18 protein-coding genes and 8 pseudogenes are annotated in these 23261 nt (G+C 72.2%); 15 read left to right on the top strand and 11 right to left on the bottom strand.

Annotated features, from left to right (window positions below):
- Nucleotides 1-70: 70 nt before the first annotated feature.
- A complete protein-coding gene (locus ACFU3E_RS23790; RefSeq protein ID WP_384161598.1) occupies nt 71-898 on the bottom strand; it encodes an MOSC domain-containing protein in 828 nt (275 codons plus the stop codon).
- Between the two features lie 44 nt (nt 899-942).
- A complete protein-coding gene (locus ACFU3E_RS23785) occupies nt 943-1374 on the bottom strand; it encodes a DUF6643 family protein (protein WP_384161595.1) in 432 nt (143 codons plus the stop codon).
- A gap of 295 nt (nt 1375-1669) precedes the next feature.
- Here ACFU3E_RS23785 and ACFU3E_RS23780 point away from each other — a divergent pair, with 295 nt between their 5' ends.
- A complete protein-coding gene (locus ACFU3E_RS23780) occupies nt 1670-2947 on the top strand; it encodes a TerD family protein (RefSeq protein WP_384161592.1) in 1278 nt (425 codons plus the stop codon).
- Nucleotides 2948-2963: 16 nt separating this feature from the next.
- On the opposite strand, the gene ACFU3E_RS23775 is transcribed toward ACFU3E_RS23780, so the two are convergent.
- Nucleotides 2964-4154, bottom strand: a complete 1191-nt coding sequence (locus ACFU3E_RS23775) for a glycosyltransferase (RefSeq protein WP_384161589.1) — start codon at nt 4152-4154, stop codon at nt 2964-2966.
- Between the two features lie 39 nt (nt 4155-4193).
- Between ACFU3E_RS23775 and ACFU3E_RS23770 the strand changes: the two genes are divergently transcribed.
- Nucleotides 4194-4979 (top strand): glutamate racemase, encoded by a 786-nt coding sequence (locus ACFU3E_RS23770; protein ID WP_384161586.1) that lies wholly within the window; start codon nt 4194-4196, stop codon nt 4977-4979.
- A gap of 114 nt (nt 4980-5093) precedes the next feature.
- Nucleotides 5094-5648, top strand: a complete 555-nt coding sequence (locus tag ACFU3E_RS23765) for a hypothetical protein (protein WP_384161584.1) — start codon at nt 5094-5096, stop codon at nt 5646-5648.
- A gap of 102 nt (nt 5649-5750) precedes the next feature.
- Here the strand turns inward: ACFU3E_RS23765 and ACFU3E_RS23760 are convergent, their stop codons facing one another.
- Nucleotides 5751-6812 (bottom strand): O-antigen ligase family protein, encoded by a 1062-nt coding sequence (locus ACFU3E_RS23760; RefSeq protein WP_384161581.1) that lies wholly within the window; start codon nt 6810-6812, stop codon nt 5751-5753.
- A gap of 214 nt (nt 6813-7026) precedes the next feature.
- Here ACFU3E_RS23760 and lnt point away from each other — a divergent pair, with 214 nt between their 5' ends.
- The 4 genes from lnt (at nt 7027) to ACFU3E_RS23740 (ending at nt 12026) form a co-directional block, all read left to right on the top strand.
- Nucleotides 7027-8643 (top strand): apolipoprotein N-acyltransferase, encoded by a 1617-nt coding sequence (lnt, locus tag ACFU3E_RS23755; RefSeq protein ID WP_384161578.1) that lies wholly within the window; start codon nt 7027-7029, stop codon nt 8641-8643.
- 68 nt (nt 8644-8711) lie between these two features.
- The gene (locus ACFU3E_RS23750) at nt 8712-9191 is read left to right on the top strand and encodes an NUDIX domain-containing protein (RefSeq protein WP_384161574.1); all 480 of its coding nucleotides are present in this window, start codon (nt 8712-8714) and stop codon (nt 9189-9191) included.
- Between the two features lie 54 nt (nt 9192-9245).
- Complete coding sequence (locus tag ACFU3E_RS23745; protein ID WP_384161571.1) at nt 9246-10046, top strand: 3-hydroxybutyrate dehydrogenase; 801 nt, start codon at nt 9246-9248, stop codon at nt 10044-10046.
- Between the two features lie 75 nt (nt 10047-10121).
- Nucleotides 10122-12026 (top strand): helix-turn-helix domain-containing protein, encoded by a 1905-nt coding sequence (locus ACFU3E_RS23740; RefSeq protein ID WP_384161568.1) that lies wholly within the window; start codon nt 10122-10124, stop codon nt 12024-12026.
- A 50-nt stretch (nt 12027-12076) separates the two neighbouring features.
- Here the strand turns inward: ACFU3E_RS23740 and ACFU3E_RS23735 are convergent, their stop codons facing one another.
- Nucleotides 12077-12202, bottom strand: a complete 126-nt coding sequence (locus ACFU3E_RS23735) for a hypothetical protein (protein WP_384161612.1) — start codon at nt 12200-12202, stop codon at nt 12077-12079.
- Between ACFU3E_RS23735 and ACFU3E_RS23730 the strand changes: the two are divergent.
- Nucleotides 12159-12766: pseudogene (locus tag ACFU3E_RS23730) on the top strand (hypothetical protein); the annotation flags it as partial. The gene ACFU3E_RS23735 and the pseudogene ACFU3E_RS23730 overlap by 44 nt on opposite strands.
- Before the next feature lie 3 nt (nt 12767-12769).
- Here the strand turns inward: ACFU3E_RS23730 and ACFU3E_RS23725 are convergent.
- The 3 pseudogenes from ACFU3E_RS23725 to ACFU3E_RS23715 form a co-directional block, all read right to left on the bottom strand.
- A pseudogene (locus ACFU3E_RS23725) lies at nt 12770-12982 on the bottom strand (glycoside hydrolase family 43 protein); the annotation flags it as partial.
- Nucleotides 12983-13071: 89 nt separating this feature from the next.
- Nucleotides 13072-13341 (bottom strand): annotated as a pseudogene (locus ACFU3E_RS23720) (hypothetical protein); the annotation flags it as partial.
- A pseudogene (locus ACFU3E_RS23715) lies at nt 13314-13823 on the bottom strand (hypothetical protein); the annotation flags it as partial. The pseudogenes ACFU3E_RS23720 and ACFU3E_RS23715, both read right to left, overlap by 28 nt.
- Between ACFU3E_RS23715 and ACFU3E_RS23710 the strand changes: the two are divergent.
- The 4 genes and pseudogenes from ACFU3E_RS23710 to ACFU3E_RS23695 all read left to right on the top strand — a co-directional run.
- A pseudogene (locus tag ACFU3E_RS23710) lies at nt 13780-14327 on the top strand (SDR family oxidoreductase); the annotation flags it as partial. The pseudogenes ACFU3E_RS23715 and ACFU3E_RS23710 sit on opposite strands and share 44 nt — an antisense overlap.
- Nucleotides 14224-14865, top strand: a pseudogene (locus tag ACFU3E_RS23705) (bifunctional 4-hydroxy-2-oxoglutarate aldolase/2-dehydro-3-deoxy-phosphogluconate aldolase); the annotation flags it as partial. The pseudogenes ACFU3E_RS23710 and ACFU3E_RS23705, both read left to right, overlap by 104 nt.
- A 120-nt stretch (nt 14866-14985) precedes the next feature.
- Nucleotides 14986-15305 (top strand): annotated as a pseudogene (locus tag ACFU3E_RS23700) (aldo/keto reductase); the annotation flags it as partial.
- Entirely contained in the window at nt 15296-16018 is a 723-nt protein-coding gene (locus tag ACFU3E_RS23695) for a FadR/GntR family transcriptional regulator (RefSeq protein ID WP_384161566.1), read from the top strand. The pseudogene ACFU3E_RS23700 and the gene ACFU3E_RS23695, both read left to right, overlap by 10 nt.
- Before the next feature lie 210 nt (nt 16019-16228).
- Here ACFU3E_RS23695 and ACFU3E_RS23690 read toward each other — a convergent pair whose 3' ends face one another.
- Both ACFU3E_RS23690 and ACFU3E_RS23685 read right to left on the bottom strand, forming a co-directional pair.
- Nucleotides 16229-16597: an alpha-L-fucosidase gene (locus tag ACFU3E_RS23690; protein WP_384161563.1), complete on the bottom strand. Its 369-nt coding sequence runs from the start codon at nt 16595-16597 to the stop codon at nt 16229-16231.
- 252 nt (nt 16598-16849) lie between these two features.
- On the bottom strand, nt 16850-17437 hold the full coding sequence (locus ACFU3E_RS23685) for a TetR/AcrR family transcriptional regulator (RefSeq protein WP_384161560.1): 588 nt from the start codon (nt 17435-17437) through the stop codon (nt 16850-16852).
- Nucleotides 17438-17643: 206 nt separating this feature from the next.
- Here ACFU3E_RS23685 and ACFU3E_RS23680 point away from each other — a divergent pair, with 206 nt between their 5' ends.
- The gene (locus tag ACFU3E_RS23680) at nt 17644-20868 is read left to right on the top strand and encodes a bifunctional cytochrome P450/NADPH--P450 reductase (protein WP_384161557.1); all 3225 of its coding nucleotides are present in this window, start codon (nt 17644-17646) and stop codon (nt 20866-20868) included.
- Between the two features lie 137 nt (nt 20869-21005).
- Nucleotides 21006-22202, top strand: a complete 1197-nt coding sequence (locus ACFU3E_RS23675) for an MFS transporter (RefSeq protein WP_384161554.1) — start codon at nt 21006-21008, stop codon at nt 22200-22202.
- A 23-nt stretch (nt 22203-22225) separates the two neighbouring features.
- Here the strand turns inward: ACFU3E_RS23675 and ACFU3E_RS23670 are convergent, their stop codons facing one another.
- Nucleotides 22226-22768, bottom strand: coding sequence for a hypothetical protein (locus ACFU3E_RS23670; protein WP_384161609.1), 543 nt, complete (start codon nt 22766-22768; stop codon nt 22226-22228).
- On the opposite strand from ACFU3E_RS23670, the pseudogene ACFU3E_RS23665 reads away from it, so the two are divergent.
- Nucleotides 22689-23178: pseudogene (locus ACFU3E_RS23665) on the top strand (ATP-binding cassette domain-containing protein); the annotation flags it as partial. The gene ACFU3E_RS23670 and the pseudogene ACFU3E_RS23665 overlap by 80 nt on opposite strands.
- Nucleotides 23179-23261: the final 83 nt, after the last annotated feature.

Genomic DNA, 23261 nt, shown 5'->3' with positions numbered 1-23261 from the left:
TTCCGGCCGGCACGCCGAGAGCACGCACCGGACGCCGCTCCTTGACGGGCAAACGATGCCTGCCGCGGCACTAGTCGAGGACCCTGACCGGGTCCCCGACCCGGATCGTGCCCCGGGACAGCGGCACCAGGTTCTGCCCGAAGACCAGCTTGCCGCCGATCCGGCGGTGCCGCCCCAGGCTGGACAGGGGCTCGCGGCCGCGCTCGCCGGTGTCCTGGTCGGTGGTGGTCACCACGCACCGGCCGCAGGGCTTGGCCACGCGGAAGAGCACCTCCCCTACGGCGAGACGCGACCAGTCGTCCTCGGCCCAGGCGGGGGTACCCGCGACGACCACGTTCGGCCGGAAGCGGTTCATGGAGAGCGGGCCCTCGCCGGCGCACTCCCCCTGCGCGATCAGGGAGTTGAGGGCGTCGAGCGAGGCCGTGGTGGTGAGCAGGAGCGGAAAACCGTCGGCGAAGGAGACGGTCTCACCGGGTTGTGCGTACTCAGGGGCGAGGGGTCGGCGCGTGGCCGGGGCGTCCATGTGCACCAGGCGCGCATCGATGCCGAGGTAGGTGCTGAACCAGGCGTGCGCGGCCTCGTCCTCGGCCGGGACCGCCTCGACCTTGTCGCGGAAGATCTCCACCGGCACGGTGGCGAAGGGCCGGGGGACCGGCACGGACAACGGCGCCATGCCGGGCGCGGACAGACGGACGCCGCCACCGGGCTGAAGCTCGGCGGCGGCGAGCGCGAGGCGCGGCTGCAGGCGTTGCGTGACGACCTTTCCCCCGTCGTCGATCAGCACCCAGCGCCGGTCTCCGGCCAGCCCCCAGGGCTCCACGGCGGCCTCCCGGGGCGCCAGGCCCCGGACCGCCTTGACCGGATGGACATGAATCGAGTGCAGGTGAGCGTTCCCCATGGGGCCATCGTGCCAGCCGGCACCGACAGCCCCCGGAGGCCGGCTCAGTACCCGCGGTACTGCTGGTTGTTGTACGGGTCCTGGTAGGGAGCCGGGGCCGGCCGGGGAGCCGCGGGGCGCATCGCCTCGTAGCCCGCGGGGGCCACGGGACGCGGCTGCTGCGGCTGGGGGCCGGGGTAGCCGCGCGGAGCGGTGGCCTGCTGCGGGATGTACGCCGCGGGCGCCTGCTGCAGCGGGGCGGGCTGCTGCTGGGTCTGCGGATAGCCGTAGGCGGGCTGGGAGGGAGCTGCCGGCAGGGCGGGCAGCGCCGAAGGGAGGGCGGGCAGGTTGCCGCCCGGCATGTCGTACTGAGCGGGGACCCGGATCGGGGCGATCTGCGGGGTGCCCCGCTCGGCGACGAGCCTGTCGTAGATCGGGGTGTCCGGGAAGGAGGCGGAGTAGTAGCCGCCGCCATAGGTGGAGCGGGGGGAGGTCATGGCACATAAGTTAAGCCCACGATGTGCTGGTTGGGGAGACCGATAAGAGGGTTGTTTTCCGTGTCCGCAGTGACCCGGGATCCCTAATGCGAGCGAACTTGGCAAAAAGGGGCACCGAACGGGGGCTTGATCGTGTAAAAGCCGAGTTCCGGGCCGGTTACCAGGGGTTGGCCGCCGGTCTCCGTGCGGTCGCGCATGGGACTTCGCCGCGGCAAGGAATAGGTTGTGCGCACGAACTCGACGGACGGCCGGGACAAGCCTGGCGCGGTGCCACGCAATGGGGGCGGACATGCAAATGCTGAAAGGTTCAAATACCCCGGTGCCCACCGCGGCGTTGCGGGTGGAATTGGGGTGGCGGGCCGGAGCGGGCGTGCCGGACGCCGACGCCTCCGCTTTGCTGCTGGTCAGCGGAAAGGTCCGCTCGGACGCGGACTTCGTCTTCTACAACCAGCCCGCGCACTCCTCCGGCGCGATCCGGCACGAGGGCAAGCGCACCGCCGACGGCCGGGTGACCGACGCGCTCCTCGTCGACCTCGCGCGCGTGGAACCCGCGATCGAGACGGTCGTCCTCGCCGCCTCCTCCGACGGCGGCTCGTTCGGGCAGGTCCCCGGCCTGTACATCGAGGTCCAGGACGCCGCCCAGGGCACGCCGGTGGCCCGCTTCGACAACCCGGGCGCCACCACTGAAACCGCTTTCGTGCTGGGTGAGTTCTACCGCCGCCAGGGCGCCTGGAAGTTCCGCGCCGTCGGCCAGGGCTACAGCAGCGGCCTCGAAGGGCTGGCCACGGACTACGGCATCACGGTGGACGAGCCGCAGCAGGCGCCCCCGGCCCCGGCCAGGAGTTCGGCGCCCCCGGCCGCCACGCACACGCCCCCGCCGACGCCGCAGCCCACGGTTCCGCCCCCGCCCCCGCCCGCCGCGCCGCCCGCGCCCGTCCGCCTCACCAAGGTGACGCTCACCAAGGCGGCCCCTTCCGTATCCCTCACGAAGCAGGGCGGCACCTCCGGCGCGCTGCACGTGAACCTCAACTGGGAGGTGCGCAAACAGTTCTCGGGGGGGAGCAGCAAGTTCGGGCGCCCGACCGCGATGCACTCCGACCTCGACCTCGACCTGTGCGCGCTCTACGAACTCAACGACGGCAGCAAGGGCGTCGTACAGGCCCTCGGCAACAGCTTCGGAGCGCTGCACCAGCCTCCGTACATCCACCTCGACGGCGACGACCGCACCGGAGCCGTGTCGACGGGTGAGAACCTCACCGTCAACCTCGACCACAAGAACGCCTTCCGCCGCATCCTCGTCTTCGTCACCATCTACCAAGGCGCCCGCTCCTTCGCCGACCTGCACGCCTCGGTCACGCTCCAGCCGCAGTACGGGGCGCCGATCGAGTTCTCCCTCGACGAGTGCACGGTCCCCTCGCTCGTGTGCGCGCTCGCCCTGATCACCAACACCGGCGGCGATCTGATCGTCCAGCGGGAGGCGCGCTACCTGGTGCCCGAGCGCGGGGTGAGCCCGCAGCGAACTGTCGACCACGCCTACGGGTGGGGCATGAACTGGACCCCCGGCCGGAAGTGACCGCGCCGGGCGGCCGTCAGCCCTCGTCGGGCACGGCGTCCGGGCGGGCGTAGGTGCGGCCCTTCCAGGCCGCACCCCGCCCCCGGTAGTGCTGCACCGCCGAATCGACCGTCATGAGGAGGTACAGGAACGCGGTGAACGGCAGCAGGGGAGCGAGCCACAGCGGCTGCCGGTAGTAGCGCAGCATCGGGACGTACGTCCCCGCCATGACGAGCCACGCGAGACCGCCGATGACCGCCGCCGGCGCACGGTCGGCGGCAAGGCCGGCCAGGACCGCCAGGGGCGGGACCAGATACACCAGCACCAGCCCGGCGGCCGTCCCGGCCAGCAGCAGGGGACTGTGCCGCAGCTGGGCGTACGCACTGCGCGACACCATGCGCCACAGATCGTGCAGCCGCGGATACGGCCGCACGCTGTCCACCCGCTCGGCGAGCCCCAGCCAGACGCGGCCGCCGCCGCGCTTCACGGCCCGGGCGAGCGCCACGTCGTCGATCACGGCGTGCCGGATCGCGTCCGGGATCCGCACCCGCTCGGCGGCCTGCACCCGCAGCAGGACACAGCCCCCGGCCGCGGCCGCCGTCCGGCCCTTCCCGGCGATCCGGCGGAAGGGGTAGAGCTGCGCGAAGAAGTAGACGAAGGCCGGTACGACGAGCCGTTCCCAGACGCTCTCCACCCGCAGCCGGGCCATCTGGGAGACGACGTCGAACCCGCCGCAACGGGCCGCCGCCACCAGCTCCCGCAGGCTGTCCGGGGCGTGCGCGATGTCGGCGTCCGTCAGGAGGAGGTACTCGGGGCCTCGCGCGCGTGCCAGCCCGATGCCGTGACGCACCGCCCACAGCTTGCCCGTCCAGCCCGTCGGCGGCTCGCCCGGAGAGTCCACGGTCAGCGGCAGCCCGCCGTGCCGGAGTGCCAGCTCACGCGCCAGATCGCCGGTACCGTCCGAACTGCCGTCGTCGACGAGGAAGACCTCCGCCCGTCCCGGATAGTCCTGAGCGAGCAGCGACGGCAGCGCGGCGGGCAGCACGGCAGCCTCGTCGCGGGCGGGGACGACGACGCACACGGACGGCCACGCCTCCGGCTCCGCGTGCGCGGGCAGACGCACATCGGTGCGCCAGAAGAAGCCCTGACAGAGCAGCAGCCACAGCCAGGCGAGGAGTGATCCGGCGGCAGTCCACACAACGGCGCTCACGCGCGCAGTCTGCCCCACCGGCCCGGCCCGAGACGGCTCATCGTCTATCGTGATCGGGTGAAGATCGCGCTCATGGACTCCGGAATCGGTCTGCTGGCGGCCACCGCCGCGATGCGGCGGCTGCGCCCCGACGCCGATCTCGTGCTCTCCCTGGACCCCGACGGCATGCCGTGGGGGCCGCGCACGCCGCAGGACCTGACCGGGCGTGCCCTGGCCGTCGCCGAAGCGGCCGCCGCGCGCCGCCCCGAGGCCCTGATCGTCGGCTGCAACACCGCGACCGTGCACGCCCTCACCGCCCTGCGCGCCCGCCTCGAACCGGGACTGCCGGTCATCGGCACCGTCCCGGCGATCAAGCCGGCCGCGGCCGGCGGCGGGCACCTCGCCATCTGGGCCACCCCGGCCACCACCGGCAGCCCCTACCAGCGGAACCTGATCCGGGACTTCGCCGGCGGCGTGCCCGTCACCGAGGTGCCGTGCTGGGGCCTCGCCGAGGCGGTGGAACACGCGGACGAGACGGCGATCGACGCGGCCGTGTCCGCGGCCGCCGCCCTCACCCCGAACGACGTGACCACCGTCGTCCTCGGCTGCACCCACTACGAGCTGGTCGCCGAGCGCATCCGGACCGCCGTCCAGCGCCCCGGCCGCCCGCCCCTCGTGCTGCACGGCTCCGCGGGGGCCGTGGCCGCCCAGGCCCTGCGCCGGCTCGGCGAGCAGCCCGATCCGGGAGCGCCACCGCACGGCACGCTGACCGTACTGCTCAGCGGACGGGAGGGCGCGCTGCCCGCCCCCGCCCTGGCATACGCCGAAGGGCGTCTGCTGCAGGCGGTCACGCCCGCCGGCTGACCCGCACCGGTCACGGAGGGTCGTCGGCGAGCCGGATCGGCGCGATGCCCGCCCGGCGCAGTCACCCTCCGCCACGAGGTACCAGCGGAGCGAAACCTGAGTACCCTCATAGACATGAGGGACCACCGCCATGGCGAGAACGCCCCCAGCCCGCACACGGACGTCTGGACCGGCCGTGCCACCAACCGGGTGCAGTGGCTGCTGGCGCTGGCGGGCGCGGCCTGCATGGCGCTCGGCATCGAGCTGGCCGTCGACTCGGCATGGACGGCCGGCATCGCCCCGCTGGTCATGGCCGTCGTCGGGTGCATCGCCGCCGGGCTGCTGGTCCTCTTCGGAACGCTCGCCTTCGTGCACGTCGCCCTGCGGGTCGACGAGGACCACCTGGAGGTGCGCTGCGGCCACATCGGCGTGCCCCGCCGCCGTATCCCGCTCACCCACGTGGCCGGCGCCACGTACCTCTCCCACGTCACGCCCCGCCAATGGGGCGGCTGGGGCTACCGATGGCGGCCCGAGAAGGGCACCGCGGTCGTCGTACGACGCGGTGAGGGCGTCGAGCTGGAGCTGTCGGACGGGCACACCTTCACGATCACCGTGGACGACGCGGAGGCGGCCGTACGGGTGATCGAGGCACGGCTGCGGCCCACCAAGCCGGGCGCTCCCGCGCGCTGAGTCGCCGGGCACGCGTCACCGGCTGTGATCACCCGTACTGATCACGGACTGTGATCACCGAACCGCGCCGCGGCCGGCGTCAGGGACGGGGACGCCGACCGGTCACCACGCAGAAGCGCGTCCCGCTCCCCGCGCCTGCGGAGTACGGCTCGGCGGTTCGAGGGGGCGCGCGGTGGCCGTGCCGGCCAGCAGGCCCGCCCCCACCGACACCGCCGTGAAGCTCAGCGCGTTGCCGATCGCGGCGATGGCGGCGACCGCCGTCAGGGCCGCGCCGGCGGTGAGCACCACCGGGGTCGGGCGCGGGCCGCGCCACAGCGCGTACAGGACCCAGCCGAACGCCGCCGCCAGCAGGACCACGCCCACGATCCCCTGCTCCGCCGCCTGCTGCAGGGGCGCCGAGTGAGGCTTGCCGTCGGACAGCAGTGATTCGGCGGACGTCGCGCTCAGCTCCCCGAAGCGGCCCGGGCCGGTCCCCAGCGCGGCGTCGTCGCCCAGGAGATGCCATGCGTCCTGCCACAGCTGCACGCGGTGCGGTGTCAGCCGCCCCTCCAGAGCGGCCACGAACCCGCCGGGTACGGCCCGCGCGGCGATCGCCCAGGTCAGACCGGTCACCGAAGCGGTGACCGCCGCCAGTACGGCCAACCCGGCGCCGCGGTGACGGGTGCGGCCGGCGGCCAGCGAGCACACCAGCACCGCGAGACAGGTCACGAAGCCGCTCGTCGAGCCGAGCACGGCCGCCAGCACCGCGGTGCCCGCGGCCAGCAGGCGCAGGGCGAACCGAACGGCCGGAACCGGTGCGGCCCAGGCCGCACAGCACGCGGCACCGGCCGACAGCGTCAGGACGGCGGCGGTGGCCCCGGCATGCCCCAGGGGCGCGGCGATCTGCGGGCCCGGGGCGAGGTGCGGAACGACCACCGGCAGCGCGATGCCGGCCAGCGCTGCGGCGAAGGGCGCGCCGACCGGCAGCAGCGCCCCGCTGATCCGCCCGGCGGCGTAACCGGCGGCCACGGCCAGCACCGCCAGGAGAACCCCCTCGGGCCTGCCGTCGTGCGCGGCCGCCGTGACCAGGGACCATGCGGCGCAGGCGCCCAGCACCACGACACCCGCCGCGTCAGAAACGATTCGTCTTTCGCCGTCCGCGTCCGACCCGGACGCGGACGTCATCCCACTGGAACCCACCCCGCCCGCCCCCCGGCGCACCCTTGCCCCCGACTTGTGAAGACCCCGGCCGCACGGGCCGCCACGGGCCGTACGACTGAGGCTTGGACACCGTAACGGCTGGTGGACGGTTTGTGGATGTGTCGTGACGAAATGAATAGGGAGTCTGCGACCCCTACCGCGCTGTCGGCGTCAAGGTCATGCGCCTTACACTCCGGGAGTGACCGTCACCGCAACCTCCGTCGGCGAGTCGGACCAGCTGGAGCCGCGGACCGCGCCCGGGGCGCGGACGTGGGCCCGGCGGCTCGCACGTCTCGTTCCGGCCGCCGCAGCCGCGCTCTCCGGCCTGCTCCTCTATGTCTCCTTCCCGCCCCGCACGCTGTGGTGGCTGGCCCTGCCGGCCTTCGCCGTCTTCGGCTGGGTCCTGCGCGGCCGGGGCTGGAAGGCGGCACTCGGCTACGGCTACCTCTTCGGCCTCGGCTTCCTGCTGCCGCTGCTGGTGTGGACCGGAGTGGAGGTGGGACCGGGGCCCTGGCTCGCCCTGGTGGCGATCGAGGCGCTCTTCGTCGCCCTGGTCGGTGTGGGGGTCGCGGCCGTGTCGAGGCTGCCCGGCTGGCCGGTGTGGGCGGCCGCCGTGTGGATCGCAGGCGAGGCGGCACGCGCGCGTGCGCCCTTCAACGGCTTCCCCTGGGGAAAGGTCGCCTTCGGCCAGGCGGACGGTGTGTTCCTGCCGCTCGCCGCGGTGGGCGGCACCCCGCTGCTCGGCTTCGCCGTGGTCCTGTGCGGCTTCGGACTGTACGAGATCGTGCGTCTCGGCCTGGAGCGGCGGGCCACCGGGGTCGTGCGGCGCGCGGCGGCAGCCGTCGCCGTGTTGAGCATGGGCATCCCGGTCCTGGGGGCGTTCGCCGCCCGGGCGCTGGTCAGCGACAAGGCCGAGGACGGCAGCGTGACCGTCGCGGTGATCCAGGGCAACGTGCCGCGCGCCGGCCTCGACTTCAACTCCCAGCGGCGGGCCGTGCTCGACTACCACGCGCGCGAGACGGAACGTCTGGCCGCCGAGGTCAAGGCGGGCAAGGTCGCGCGGCCCGACGTCGTGCTGTGGCCGGAGAACTCCTCCGACATCGACCCCTTCGCCAACCCCGACGCCCGCGCCGTCATCGACGCGGCGGTCAGGTCCATCGGCGTGCCCCTCTCGGTCGGCGGCGTCGTCGAGCGGGACGGCAAGCTGTACAACGAGCAGATCCTGTGGGACCCGGCGAAGGGCCCCCTCGACACCTACGACAAACGCCAGATCCAGCCGTTCGGCGAGTACCTGCCGCTGCGCTCGCTCATCGGCGCGATCAACGAGAACTGGACGGCGATGGTCCGCCAGGACTTCAGCCGGGGCACCGAGCCGGGCGTGTTCACCATGGACGGCGCCAAGGTAGGCCTCGTCACCTGCTATGAGGCCGCCTTCGACTGGACCGTGCGCTCGGAGGTGACCGACGGTGCCCAGATGATCTCCGTGCCCAGCAACAACGCCACCTTCGACCGCAGCGAGATGACCTACCAGCAGCTCGCCATGTCCCGCGTTCGCGCGGTCGAGCACAGCCGGACGGTGACGGTACCGGTGACCAGCGGAGTGAGCGCGATCATCATGCCGGACGGCAGGATCACACAGCGGACCGGCATGTTCGTGGCCGACTCCCTGGTGCAGAAGGTGCCGCTGCGGTCCTCGCAGACCCCCGCCACACGGCTCGGCGTCCTGCCGGAGATCGCCCTCGTGCTGGTCGCGGCCGGCGGACTCGGCTGGGCCGTCGGCGCCGGACTGCGCGGGCGACGAACCGGTGACGTGTAGCCGTACGCCCGTCGCACGCCGCCTGAATCGCGCCGGGGTGCCCGAAGCGGCCCATTAGGGTCGACGGCATGGCTACTCCCGACTTCATCCGCACGCTCCGTGCCTCGGCCGGTCATCAGCTGCTCTGGCTCCCCGGGGTCACCGCCCTCGTCTTCGACGACGAGGGCAGAGTGCTGCTCAACCGCCGGGCCGACACGCGCAAGTGGTCCGTGCTCGGTGGCATCCCGGACCCGGGGGAGCAGCCCGCGGCCTGCGCGGTGCGGGAGGTCCACGAGGAGACGGCCGTGCGTTGCGTCGCCGAACGGGTCGTCCTCGTCCAGGCCCTGGAGCCCGTCACGTACGAGAACGGTGACACCTGCCAGTACATGGACATCACCTTCCGCTGCCGGGCCGTCGGCGGCGAGGCGCGGGTCAACGACGACGAGTCGCTGGACGTGGCCTGGTTCGACGTCGACGCGCTGCCCGAGCTGAACGAGTTCGGCACGTTCCGGATCAAGCAGGCCCTGTCGGACGCCCCCACATGGTTCGACCCCACTGCCGTCGGCTGAACTATGGGGTGTGACCACATGGGGTGGGGCATGGGCGCTGCCTAGGGTCGAACCATGACCGCGTCCCGTGCCCTTCCGGCCCCCCACGCCTCCCCGCTCGACCTGGGCGGCCGCACCGCGCTCGTCACCGGCGCCGCCGGCGGCATCGGCCGTGCCTGCGCGCTGCGGCTCGCGGCCGCCGGGGCCAAGGTCAGAGCCGTCGACCGGGACGCCGCGGGCCTGGAGGCCCTGGCCGGCCACGGGCGCGGCCTCGCCGGCACGGTGGAGCCGCACGTCCTCGACCTCACCGACCTGGACGCCGCCGAACTCGCCGCCGCGGGCACCGACGTCCTCGTCAACAACGCCGGGCTCCAACTGGTCAGTCCCATCGAGGAGTTCCCGCCCGAGGTGTTCCACACGGTGCTCACCGTGATGCTGGAGGCACCGTTCCGGCTCATCCGCGGGGCCCTGCCTCACATGTACGGGCAGGGGTGGGGCCGCGTGGTGAACGTGTCGTCCGTCCACGGGCTGCGTGCCTCGGCCTGCAAGTCGGCCTACGTAGCCGCCAAGCACGGTCTGGAGGGGCTGTCCAAGACCACCGCCCTCGAAGGCGCACCCCACGGTGTCACCTCGAACTGTGTGAACCCCGCCTATGTGCGCACCCCACTGGTCGAGCAGCAGCTCGCCGACCAGGCCCAGGCGCACGGCATCCCCGAAGAGCGCGTCCTGTCCGAGGTGCTGCTGCAGGACAGCGCCGTCAAACGGCTGATCGAACCGGAGGAGGTCGCCGAGGCGGTGGCGTACCTGTGCAGCCCACAGGCGTCCTTCGTGACCGGTGCCTCGCTCGTGCTCGACGGTGGCTGGACCGCCCACTGAGCAGCCGGTCCCGTCGGCCGGGGAAGTTGTCCACAGGGCTGACGGGACGGGCCGGTCATGGTGAATCCTGTGAGCATGTCCAGCGATCACGTGCAGTCCGCCGAAACGCCGTTCCTCGAGCTCCTGGCCAGGGGCGCGTCGGCCGACGCCTACGAGCAGCCGGAGCTGCTCGCGCGTGCCGAAGGGCGCCCGGCGGAGTGGATCGCCGCGCTCCGGCAGGCCAAGCCGCTCGCCCTGCGCGTACGCGCCGAGCTGGAGGGACGACGCCGGCGCGAGGCCGAGCTGTCCGCACTGTTCGAGACCGCCCACGACCTCGCCGGGCTGCGTGACCTCGACGCCGTACTCCAGGCGATCGTGCAGCGCGCCCGCTCGCTGTTGGGCACGGACGTCGCCTACCTCAGCCTGCACGACACGGAGCGCGGCGACACCTACATGCGGGTCACCGAGGGCTCGGTCGCGGCCCGGTTCCAGCAGCTGCGGCTCGGCATGGGGGAGGGGCTCGGCGGCCTGGTCGCCCAGACCGCGCGTCCCTATGTCACCGACGACTACTTCAAGGACGACCGCTTCCAGCACACCCTCACCATCGACGCGGGCGTGCGGGACGAGGGTCTGGTGGCCATCCTCGGCGTGCCGCTGACCCTCGGGCACCACGTCATCGGCGTGCTGTTCGCCGCGGACCGCCGCGCCCGGGTCTTCGAGCGGGAGCAGATCGCCCTGCTCGGCTCCTTCGCCGCCCTCGCCGCGGCCGCCATCGACACCGCCAACCTGCTCGCCGAGACCCGGTCGGCCCTCGCCGGCCTGGAGCGGGCCAACGAGATCATCCGGGACCGCAGCGGCGTCATCGAGCGCGCCTCCGACGTGCACGACCGGCTCGCCGAACTCGTCCTGCGCGGCGGCGGGGTGCACGACGTGGCCGCCGCGGTATCCGAGATCCTCGACGGCACGGTCGAGTTCGCCGAGGCCGCCGCCGCACCCGCCGGGGCCCTGGAGAAGTCCGGCGCGCAGGGCCACGCGGTGCTGCACGAGGACGACTGGATCGCCGCCGTCGCCGCCGGCGGTGAACTGCTCGGCGCGCTCGTACTGCGGGGGCAACCGGGACTCGACCCCGTCGACCAGCGCACCCTGGAGCGTGCCGCCATGGTCACCTCCCTGCTGCTCCTGGCTCGCAGATCCGCCGCCGAGGCCGAACAGCGGGTGCGCGGTGAGCTGCTGGACGACCTGCTGGACGCCCGTGACCGCGACCCGCGCCTGCTGCGGGAGCGCGCGGCCCGGCTCCACGCCGACCTCGACGCCCTCCACGTCGTGCTGGCCGCGCGGCTGGAGGGCGGCTCGGCCGACGCCGACCAGGAGGCGGACGCCCGCAGACGCCTGGCAGCGGCGGCGTCCCACCTGGCTGCGATCCGGCACGGCCTGGCCGCCGCGCGCGACGGCGGCGCCGTCCTGCTGCTGCCCCTCGGCCCCGGCGACATCGCCACCGACGTCGCCCGCAGTGCCGCCCGGCACCTCGGCACAGCGATCCACGCACCGGTCACCGTCGGCGCTTCCGCACCCGCCGAGGACCTCGCCACCCGCGCCGAGACCGTGGCCACGGCCTATGCGGAGGCCCGCCGCTGCCTCGAGGCCCTGCGTGTCCTCGGCCGCCCCGGGGACGGGGCCGCCGCCGAGGACTTCGGCTTCCTGGGACTGCTCCTGGCAGGCGACCGGGACATCCCGGGTTTCGTCGACCGCACCATCGGCCAGGTCGTCGCCTACGACCGGCGACGCGGCACGGAACTGCTGCGCACCCTCGACGCGTACTTCGCCTGCGGCATGAGCCCCGCCCGCACCAAGGACGAACTGCACGTCCACGTGAACACGGTCGCCCAGCGTCTGGAGCGCGTCGGCCGTCTCCTCGGCGACGACTGGCAGAGCCCCGCCCGGGTTTTGGAGATACAACTCGCGCTGCGCCTGCACCACTTGTCGGCGCCGCCACAGCGCTGACCCCCGTACGGTACGGACGTACGGGGGCCGGAGGCCGGGCTCCTGGCGGGTCAGACGGTGCGGGCGTCCTGCGCGGCGGCCGCCCGGTCCGCTGTGGAACCGGTGGGACGAGCGACGTCGGCCAGGTCCCGGTGGCGGGTTTCCTTGGCCGCCGCCACCGCGACGACGGTGAGCACTGCGGCGGCGATGACGTACAGCGCGATCGGAGTGGAGCTGCCAAAGGTCTGGAGCTGGGACCACTGCTCCAACGCTCTCGGGCTCGCGCCGGGCTGCCCCGAACCGGCCCTTGACCAGTTCGCGCTGCCCTTCGACCACCAGGACGACAGCGGTGCCCTGCCCGACTCCGTCACCCACTCCGAGGTCCTGTACAACTTCGTCAAACCGCCCATCCACGGCTGGGCGTTCGGCCACCTGCGCCGCCGACTGCCCACCCGTCCCAGCCAGGGGGAGCTGTCCGAGGCATACGGCCGACTGGAGCGCTGGACGCACTTCTGGCTCACCGCACGGCGCGCACCCGGCGCCGCCCTGCCGGCCTCCTGGACCTGATGCCCATCGCCCTGGGCGAGCTCCTGCCCGGGGACGTCAGCAGCGCGCTGGCCGACCACATCAAGGCCCATCTGACCCCGTACGGCCTTGCCACCGAACTGACCGCGTCACCGCACTACCTCGCCGACGGCCACTGGCGCGGCCCCATCTGGGCACGCGCCACCGTCCTCGTCGAGGACGGCCTGCGCCGCGCCGCCTCAGCCTTCGAGGGGTTCGTAGTCGAACCAGTCGAAGTGGACGGTGCCTGCAGTGGCGTACATGCCGATGACCCGGCCGGTGAAGTCGCCGGCGACCTCGGTCGACAGATAGCGGCCGTCGAGGGCCGCGAACCCGGTGGACGTGCCGTCGGGTTGTTCGATGCCGAGGGAGACGACGTCGGGTCCGGTGCACGGTCCGTGCGGGGGCGGTGGGTCCGTGATGGTGATGTCCAGTACGTTGCCGATCTGCCGCCAGTGCACCAGGTCACGGCTGTGGAAGAGGGGTAGCCGGGGAAGTACTCGAAGCTGGAGCAGGCGAGGTAGTAGTGGTCGCCGACACGGCAGATGCTCGGGTCGGGGTGGAGCCCCGGGGAGCACGGGGTTGGCGGCGCGGGCGGGCTGGTTCTGGGCGGGCACCCTTGGTCGTCCTTTCGTCGGGTGAGTGGCAGGGCGGAGCTCAGGGAGCGTCCGGCTCCGTGCGGGTGATGCGGAGCAGGGCCGCGGACGGCACGGTGGGCAGGGTCACGGTGAGGTCGGCCGTGTCCGGTTCCCAGGCGCCGACGGTGGTCCACCAGCCGCCGTTGTCGCCGTCGTACCAGCCGGCGTCGATCACGACGTACTTGGCGCCCGCGTCGGCCGCCGCGTCGATGTGCGGCAGCAGTTTCTCGGTCGTGGGGTCGCCCATCAGGCAGTTCATGTAGTCGTTGAAGATGACGGGCAGACGCTGGTGGTCGGTGTGCGGGCGGCGCTGGGCGCGGCGGTAGCGGGTCAGCGCGGCGAACGCGGCGTCGGGGCCGCCGTCGGAGCTGAAGGACAGGGCGGCGGGTATAGCGCTGTGGGTCCGGTGGCGCAGACGCCCGCCGAGATCGGTGGCCACGAGGCGGTGGCCCGACCAGCCACGGCCGTGACCTGTGGCCGTCACCTCCACCAGGGGAAGGGATGCACCGGGGAGTCTCTGCGGTTCGCCGGGCAGTCCGAGGTCCGTGAGGCGCGGCCTGCCGTCGTGCGCGGTGGAGAAGGACCTCCTCGCCGCGGGCCGTACCTTCGAGGTGATTCGGACCGACTTCGCCGATCCCGAGGCCGTACGGGCCGTGTTCCGGCCACCGAACACCCGGACGAAAATTGGGAGTTGGTACCACAAGTCAACCTCAACGGGCAGTTCGCGCTGACGCGGGCGGTCGGCTCGGCCATGGTGGCCCGCGGCCATGGCAAGGTCATCTTCACGGCGTCGCTGCTCAGTTTCCAGGGTGGCATCACGGTCCCCGGCCACACCGCCGCCAAGCACGGCGTCGCCGGGTTGACCAAGGCGCTCGCCAACGAGTGGGCCCCGCACGGCGTGAACGTCAACGCCATCGCACCCGGCTACATCGCCACCGACAACACCCAGGCGCTGCAGGACGACCCGGTGCGCAGCAAGGCGATCCTGGACCGGATCCCGGCCGGCCGTTGGGGCGATGCCGACGACCTGGCGGGTGCCACGGTGTTCCTCGCCTCGGACGCCGCCGCCTGCCTCCAGGGAGTCGTCCTGCCCGTCGACGGCGGATGGCTCGGCCGATGAGCGGCACCGGCCTGGCCTCCGTGCTGGCCGGAGCCCGTGTGCTGCCGGTACTGACGGTGCGGCGCGTCTCGACCGCCGCCCGCTGGCCGCCGCGCTTGCGGCGGGTGGTGCCCGGTGCGCCGAGGTCACGTTCCGCACACCGGACGCCGAGCTGGTGCTCAAGGAGATGGCCGCCCACGGTGGTCTGGCCGTCGGCGCAGGCACGGTCCTCACACCCGAGCAGGCGGAGCGGGCCGTGGCGGCCGGGGCTCGTTTCGTGGTCTCGCCCGGCTTCGACGAGGAGGTCGTCGCGAAGTGCCGCGATCTGGGGGTGCCCGTGGTGCCCGGCATCGCCACCGAGTTGATGCGTGCCCTGCAGGCGGGCCTCGACACCGTCAAGCTCTTTCCCGCCGAGCCGCTCGGCGGTGTGCGGACGCTGCGAGCGCTCGCCGCTCCCTTTCCCGGGATGAGCTTCGTGCCGACCGGCGGGGTCGGCGCTTCCGGCGTGGCGGCCTACCTCGCCCACTCGGCGGTCCTTGCCGTCGGCGGCAGCTGGATGGCCACCCCCGACCACCTTCGGCGCGGCGACTACGAGGAGATCCGCCGTCTCCACCGCCGAGGCGGTGGAGAGGAGCATGACGTGATCGACGTGGTGGCCCTCGGCGAGGTGATGCTGCGCCTCGACCCGGGCGAGGGACGGATGAAGTACGACTACCAGGAAGCCCCGCCGGCCCTGGTCGCCCGTGCCCGGGCGATCGCCGAGGTCTGCGAGGCGCACGGGACCACCCTGCCCGCCGCCGCGATCGCCTTCCCGCGCACGCAACCCAGTATCATCAACGCCACCCTCGGCATGCGAACCCCGGAACCGGTCGACGGAACGTGAAACTCCAAGATCAGCGCGTCCCTGTCGGTCTCTGGCACGATCTCCGCGCTCAGGGGCTGATCAGGGCTGACGTGCTCGCGGAGCACGGTGGGGGGAGGGATGCGCGGTGTCTCTGACGGACAAGGCCATCGACCAGATCCGAGAGCTGATCCGGACCGGTGCCCTGCCGCCGGGCTCGAAGCTCCCACCGGAGCCGGACCTGGCGGCCCAGCTGGGCCTGTCCCGCAATCTCGCCCGGGAAGCGGTCAAGGCACTGGCCGTCGCGCGGGTTCTGGAAGTCCGGCGCGGCGACGGCACCTATGTGACCAGCCTCCAGCCGAGCCTGCTCCTGGAGGGGCTCGGCGGCGCGGTGGAACTGCTGCAGGGCGACTCGGCCGCCCTTCAGGACCTCATGGAGGTACGGCGGCTCCTCGAACCGGTCGCCACGGCGCTTGCCGCCACCCGGATCTCCGATGAACAGTTGGCCGACGTGAAGCGGCACTTGGACGCCATGCGCGAGGCCCGCGACGACGTCGAACAGCTCAACGCACACGATGCCGCCTTCCACCGGGCCGTCGTGTCGGCCACGGGCAACGAAAGCCTCCTCACCCTCCTCGAAGGGATCTCTGGCCGTACCCTGCGCGCCCGCATCTGGCGCGGTCTGGTCGACGACAAGGCCGCGGGCCGCACGCTCGCCGAGCACGAGGCGATCTTCAACGCCCTGTCCACCCGCGACGCCCTTCTCAGCCAGGCCGCCGCACTGCTGCACGTGAGCAGCACCGAGCAGTCGCTGAGGGAACACCTGCGCTCGGGCGAACCCCTTCTCTTCGGGGCGACAGTGCGGAAGTGACGGGCGGGCGCCGCCCGTGTGGAAGAAGTCGACGTCGGCCTGGTGGGCTTCCAGCGGGCCGGCGAAGAGCTTGTGCAGGTCCTACCACGGCATCCAGGCACCACCGAGCTCCGGCGAACCGACGCCGCGCTCAGCCCAATCTCAGCACGGCGGACGGCACGCAGTACCAAGCAGTACCGACCCCGGCGCGAAGATCCACCAGTCGGTGACCTAACCCCACTCGCTCGGAAGGCAGTTGGTGCCGCGGACGTCGTAATAGCCGGGGTAGCGCCAGCTCAACGGCGAGTAGTACAGACCCACCCGCAACGCGGCCTCGTGCACGGTCATGACGTACTGACTGATGAAGTCACGTCGCAGGGGCGCCTGTCCGCTGTGCCAGGCGTTGGGGTGCGGGGACGGCCACAGCGCGAACCCATCGTGGTGACGGGCCGTGAGTACCGTGTACTTGGCGCCCATGTCCTTGGCCAGCTGTGCGCAGTCGGCCGGTTTGCAGGCACTCGCCGTGAACTGCTCGACGTGGCGTCGGTGCCGTACTTCCGGTAGTTCTCCGGGGCGATGGCCGCGTTCTCCACCTGCCACTCGCCCCTGGCCGGGCCGGAGTAGGCCCCCAGTGGATGAAATTAACATGGGATATCTTGCCCACAGTAACCGTTGACGAGGGCATGCCGGGTGCCTGCTGTCCGGTTGTTCTTGGTGTCCGGCATCACCATCTGCGTGTTGCCGGAGGCCCGCCGGGCATCTTGCCCGGCGGGGGGACATGCTGTCGGGGCAGTCCGTCCCAGCCGACCGACAAGGTGGGCTCGACGGGTTTCCCGTCGGTCGCGGGTGCCCTCAGGCCATGGCCAGGACGGCGGAGACCAGCGCTCGCATGCAGACCCCTTCGGCTTCCTCGTCCGGCACTGAGAGGTGCTGCATCGTCAGTCCGTCGAAACCCGCGAGGAAGAACCTCGCGATCACCTCGGCGGGCTGGGCGAGTTGGTGGCCGGTGCGTTCGGTGGCCGCACTGATCAGCTTCGTCGTCACGGCCGAGACGTCGCGGTGGTGGCTGTGCAGAGCCTCCTGGAGATGGGGTGCGCGCAGGGCGAACATCGACAGCTCCGTGAGGAGCTGGTAGGACGCGGGCTGTTCGAGCACGGTGCGCCACAGGGCCTCGGCGAGCGTGGCGATCGTGTCCTCGAAGCTCGCGGCCGTGGGTGCGGCCTGCTCCACCTGGGCGACCAGGTCCTGGGTGAGCTGCTCCATGACGGCCCGGTACAGCTCTTCCTTCGTGCCGAAGGTGTAGTGCACGGTCGCCTGGGCCACACCGAGCTCTGCGGCGATGGCGCGGGTGCTGCCGGCGGCGACGCCCTCCCTGGCCATCAGCTCGATGGCCGCCTTGATCAGTTGAGGGCGGCGCTCCGCCGCGGATACATGAGCCATGACGGCATCCTATGCGACTCAGTCTGGCGAACAGGTCGCTCGACAAGATCCGATTCCGGGCCCTGGACCGGCCGGACGTTTCAGTGTCTCCGATGGTTCCGTCAATCGACTGTGTCGGTCAACACGATCGATCGACATTGTCGAGTGACAATGTCGCCTGTACGGTTCTGGCCAGCGACAGCCTGCGCCGAACGAAAGGCAAGTTCATGACTCACGAGACCCTGCGCGGCATCACCGAGCCGATCCCGCAGCGCCCCGCCCTGCCCCTGGTCGGCCACGCCTTCGACATCCCGGGTGGCGCCGACGGCCTGCTCTACGTGATGAAGGAGGCCAAGGAGCTGGGGCCGCTGTTCAAGCTCCGTATCTTCGGCAACGAGATCAACTTCGCCTCCGACCTGGACCTGGTCACCGAGCTGGCGGACGAGAGCCGGTTCCGCAAGAACGTGCACCCCGACCTCGTGATCCTTCGCGAGATCGGCGGCGACGGGCTCTTCACCGCGTTCAACGACGAGCCCAACTGGCGCAAGGCGCACGACGTCCTGATGCCGGCCTTCTCGCTCGGCGCGATGCGCGGCTACCACGCGACGATGCTCAAGGTCGCCCGGGAGCTCATCGGGAAGTGGGACCGGGCGGCCGGGACGGAGCCCGTGGACGTGGCCGGTGACATGACGCGGCTGACGTTCGACACGATCGGTCTGTGCGGCTTCGGATACGACTTCGAGTCCTTTGGCCGTGAGGAGCCGCACCCCTTCGTCGCCGCCCTGTCACGAGCGCTCGCCTTCGCCCAGGACAAAGGGGAGTCCATCCCGGGCGCGGAGCTGTTCAAGTGGAAGCAGGCCGAGCAGTTCCGCGCCGACGTGACCCTGATGAAGGACCTGGTCGACGACGTGATCCGAGAGCGCCGGGCGTCCGGAGACCAGAGCACCGACGACCTGCTCGGGCGCATGCTGCACACCCGTGACGCGGTGACGGGCGAGCCCCTGGACGACATCAACATCCGCTACCAGGCGATCACGTTCCTCATCGCCGGCCACGAGACCACCAGCGGTGCTCTGTCCTTCGCCCTCTACTACCTGACCAAGCACCCCGAGGTCCTCGCCCGCGCCCAGGCCGAGGTCGACGCGCTGTGGGGTGACACCGACGCCCCGGAGCCCGAGTACGGGGACATCGGGAAGCTGACGTACATCCGCCAGGTGCTCAACGAAGGCCTGCGGCTGTGGCCGACGGCCCCCGCGTACGCTGTGGAGCCGCTGGAGGACACCGTCATCGGCGGCAAGTACGCCGTGCGCAGGGGCGAGTCGATCCAGATCCTCATCCCGCAGCTGCACCGGGACCCCGCCTGGGGCGAGAACGTCGAGCTGTTCGACCCCGACCGGTTCCTGCCCGAGCGGGAGGAGGAGCGGCCGGTCCATCTGTTCAAGCCGTTCGGCAGCGGCGAACGCGCCTGTATCGGCCGCCAGTTCGCGCTGCACGAGGCGACGCTGGTCCTCGCGCTGGTGATCCACCGCTACCGCCTGATCGACCACACCGACTACCAGCTGAAGATCAAGCAGTCGCTCACCCTCAAGCCCGACGAGTTCACGCTGAACCTGGCCCGGCGCACCAGCGGGGAGCGCCGCCTGCCCACCGCCACGACCGTCACCGCGAGCAGCGCTCCCGCCCACGAGGACCGGCCCGCAGCCCGGCGCGCCACCGGCACCGCGCTGACCCTCCTGCACGGCTCAAACCTGGGCACCTGTGCGGGCATCACACGCGACCTGGCGGCGGACGGCGACGAGCACGGCTTCGCCCCGTCCATCGCGCCCCTCGACGACACCGTGGGCAAACTCTCCGCGGGTGACGGACCGGTGGTGATCGTGGCCGCCTCCTACAACGGCAGGCCCACCGACGACGCCACGGAATTCGTCGCATGGCTGGAGGGCCTGGAGCCCGGCGCGCTCGACGGCCTCCAGTACGCCGTACTCGGCGTCGGAGACCGCAACTGGGCCGCCACCTACCAGCGGATCCCCGCCTTCATCGACGAGCGGCTCACGGCCGCGGGCGCCACCTCACTGCTGGAGCGCGGCGCCGCGGACGCCGCCGGAGACTTCGTCGGCACGGTGGACCGGTGGACCGGCGACCTGTGGACCGCTCTGCTGGAGCGGTACGGAGCCGCGGCAGCAGCGCAGGAGGCTGAGCCGGCCGCCGACCAGGAGGCGGGACTGTACGAGTTGGAGGACGCGACCGAATCGGTCATCGGCGGTCTCGCGGCACGGCACGGCGTACAGCCGATGGAGGTGCTCGACGCGTACGAACTGGTCGACATGGACAACGGGTTGGGCCGCTCCAAGCGATTCCTGAGACTGCGGCTGCCGCAGGGCGTCACCTACCGCACCGGCGACCACCTGGCCGTACTGCCGAGCAACCCGGACGCCCTCGTGCGCCGGGTGGCCGACCGCTTCGGCCTTGACCTGGACCGCACCGTGCGACTGCGCGCCCGTCGCCGTACCCGCAACGCCCTGCCCGTCGACCGGCCGCTGACCGTGCGCCGCCTGCTGACCGACTTCGTGGAACTGCAGGATGCCGCCACCCAGGAGCAGGTCGCCGTGCTCGCCGAGCACACCGCCTGCCCGCCCGAGAAGCGGCCCCTGGCCGAACTCGCGACGGCGGACCCGGAGACCTTCCGCGAGCGGGTGACCGCCGCCGGACACAGCGTCCTGGACCTGCTGGAGCGCTACCGCGCCTGCGAGCTGCCCTTCGAACGCTTCCTGGAACTGCTGCCCGTCCTTCGCCCGCGCCACTACTCGATCTCCTCGTCCGCCGAAGCGGCACCCGGTGAGGTCGACCTGATGGTGTCGCTGCTCACCGCGCCCCACCGTGGCGGCGAGGGCACGTTCCACGGCATCGCCTCGCACTACCTCCAGACCGTCAACGCCGGCGACATCCTCCAGGCCAGGGTGCTGCCGTGCAACGAGTCCTTCCGCCTGCCGCAGGACGAGTCAGTGCCGGTGATCCTGGTCAGCGCGGGCACTGGTCTGGCGCCCTTCCGCGGCGCGGTCCTCGACCGCCACCACACCCGGTCGACGGGAACGCTGCTGTGCTACTTCGGCTGCGACCACCCCGATGTCGACTATCTCCACCGTGCGGAATTCGAGGTGGCCGAGGCAGCCGGATCCGTCAGCATGCGGCCCACCTTCTCCTGCGCCCCCGAGGACGGTGTCCGCTTCGTCCAGGACCGCATCGCGAAGGAGAGCGACGAGGTCTGGGCGGTACTGGAGGCCGGCGGACGCGTCTACACCTGCGGAGACGGCCGCCGTATGGCCCCGGCGGTGCGGGAGGCGTTCATGGCGATCTACCGCGACCGCACGGGCGCGGACGACGACGAGGCCGCCGCCTGGCTGGCCGCCCTGACCGAGTCCGGCCACTACGTGGAAGACGTCTGGGCCGGCTGACCGCCCTCCCCCCCCCGAACTCTCACCTCGAAACGCGGCTCGCGCCCCCTGACTCGTGAGGCTCTCATGCTTGTTGCACACTCGGCGCTCCGCCGAGGAACGGTGGTAGTCCCCCACTCCTCGCAGAGGAGCGGCCGGTGAACGCGCGAAGCGCCTCCGCCCTGACCTTGGGTGTGGCGGTGGCGCTCATCGCCGGGGTCACCCTCGGCAACGGCGGGGCGAACGTGATGCCCGTGTTCGTCGACGACTTCGCGTCACGCTTCGGGTTGTCGGACTCCGGCGCCGGGCTCGTGGCCGCGACCCAGCTGATGGCGACGGCGGTGGTGACGCTCTTGCTGGCCAAGCGGGCAGCGCGGCCGGGGCGGGTGCGGATGACCCGGCTCGGGCTCGCCCTCTCCGGCGCCGGCTTCGTGGGAGCTGCGGCGGCCACCGATCCGGTGACCTTGGTCCTGGCCAACCTGGTCCTCGGCGCGGGGCTCGGCGCGGTCTACGCGGCGGCCACGGCGGCGCTCGCCGCCACCGACGACGCCGACAAGGCGTCCGCGGTCACCATCTCCGGCGTGGTCGGTGTGACGGCGCTGCTGATCATGGGCGTCCCCGCGGCCAATCACGACCTGGGGGAGGGGACCGGCTTCCTGCTCATGGCGTTGTGCTGTCTCGTGGCCTGGCCACTGGTACGCCGACTCCCGGACGGTCCCGCGACGCCGGGCGCCGCCTCCACCCGTACGGGAGTGCCAACCAAGGCCAAGCCGTCGGTGGTTCTGCTCCTCGGAACCGCCCTGCTGTGGACCGTCACCCAGGGCGCGTGGTCGTACGCCTCGGTCCTGGGCCGTCAGCACACCGGGATGTCCCACTCGGCCGTCTCCGCCGTCCTCGCGATCTCCAGCGTGGTGGCGCTCGTCGGCGCGGTGGTGGGTCCGGTGGCCGCGCGGCGCTTCGGGCGCATGCGGTCGATGGCCGTCTTCGTCACGGCGCAGGCCCTCGCGATGTCGGTCCTGGTCATCACCCATGACCCCGTGCTCTTCACCGTCGCGGCCGTCCTCTGGCAGGCCTGCCAACTGGCCGTCCTGGTGCAGATGCTCGCCGCCGCGGCGCTCATCGACCCGACCGGGCGCCTGGTCGCCTCCCTCAGTGGTGCGGGCGCCCTGGGCACCGGCATCGGACCGCTGGCCGTCGGAGCCGTCCTCGACACCGCCGGGGCCGACCTGCTCGGCGTCGTCCTGGCGCTCGGCACCTTCATCGCCTCGCTGCCCCTGCTCCGGATGACGGTGGCCAGTGCAAAGGCATCGGCCGAGCACGGGCTCGCGCCCTCCACCGCCGCCGAGACCGGGTGAGCTCTTCCCGAGATCGAGAGCCCTCACTGGCCGCAAACCTTCTGGTATGGCATGTCGCCGACGTAGCTCCGCCACTGGACCCGCGTCAGTTCAGCGTGTCCCATGCGGGCGCGGACCTCGGCGACCGCTTGCCCCGGATCGATGACGTAGCGCTGCAGCGGGACATGTGCGCCGGCCGCGTACACGGTCGTGCCGTCCGGGCTGAAGGACAGGGAGGCGACCGCATCGCCGGAAACGAGGTCCAAGTCGGTCACCGGCCCCGAGAGCAGGCCGGCCCTGCGGTTGCCCATGACCAGGAGGCGTCCGCCGGGGTGGAGGGCGAGCGCCAGGCAGGTCGAGTCGGCCGGTCCGGTGAGCACGCGAGTGCGGCGGGCGCGGCGATCGGGGTGATGGCGTTCCTGGACGTCGTGCTGCGGGGTGTGACGCTCGGCGTGGTCGTGCTGGTCGGCGGAGCCGCCGCGCTGGTGATGCCGAAGGTCGCCCGCGGAGCAGGACGCTCCCGTGCCGGCTGGCACGCTGCGCGAGAACCTGGTGTTCGCGGCGGCCGGCGGGACGGACGACGACATGCGCGACGTCCTGGCCCGGACGAAGCTCGCCCCCCCTCGTCGAGCGCCTGCCCCACGGCCTGGACGCCCCGGTCGGACACCGCGGCTCCAAGCTGTCGGGCGGCGAGCGGCAGCGCATCCCCATCGCCCGCGCGCTGCTGCACAAGCCCCGGCTGCTGCTGTTGGACGAGGCGACCTCGCAGCTCGACGCCGTCAACGAGCTGGCGCTGCGGGACGTCGTCGCGGAGCTGGCCCGGGAGACCACCGTGCTGGTGGTGGCCCACCGCCTGTCGACGGTGACAGGCGCCGAACGGATCGTCGTCATGGACGCCGGACGAGTACGGGCCGTGGGCACCCACGAGGACCTGGTGGCCCAGGACCGGCTGTACGCGCAACTGTCGGCCACCCAGCTCCTGACCCCCGCGCGATGACCCACCGCACGCCGGGTCGTCCGGTCCTCCAAGCCCCGAGCCTGGCCGGACAACCCCACTCGTCGCCCCCAACGCAAACCAGG

This window comes from Streptomyces sp. NPDC057424, assembly GCF_042803315.1.
In the GTDB taxonomy this organism is placed as follows: Bacteria; Actinomycetota; Actinomycetes; order Streptomycetales; family Streptomycetaceae; genus Streptomyces.
This window is presented reverse-complemented; position numbering and strand designations above follow the sequence as displayed.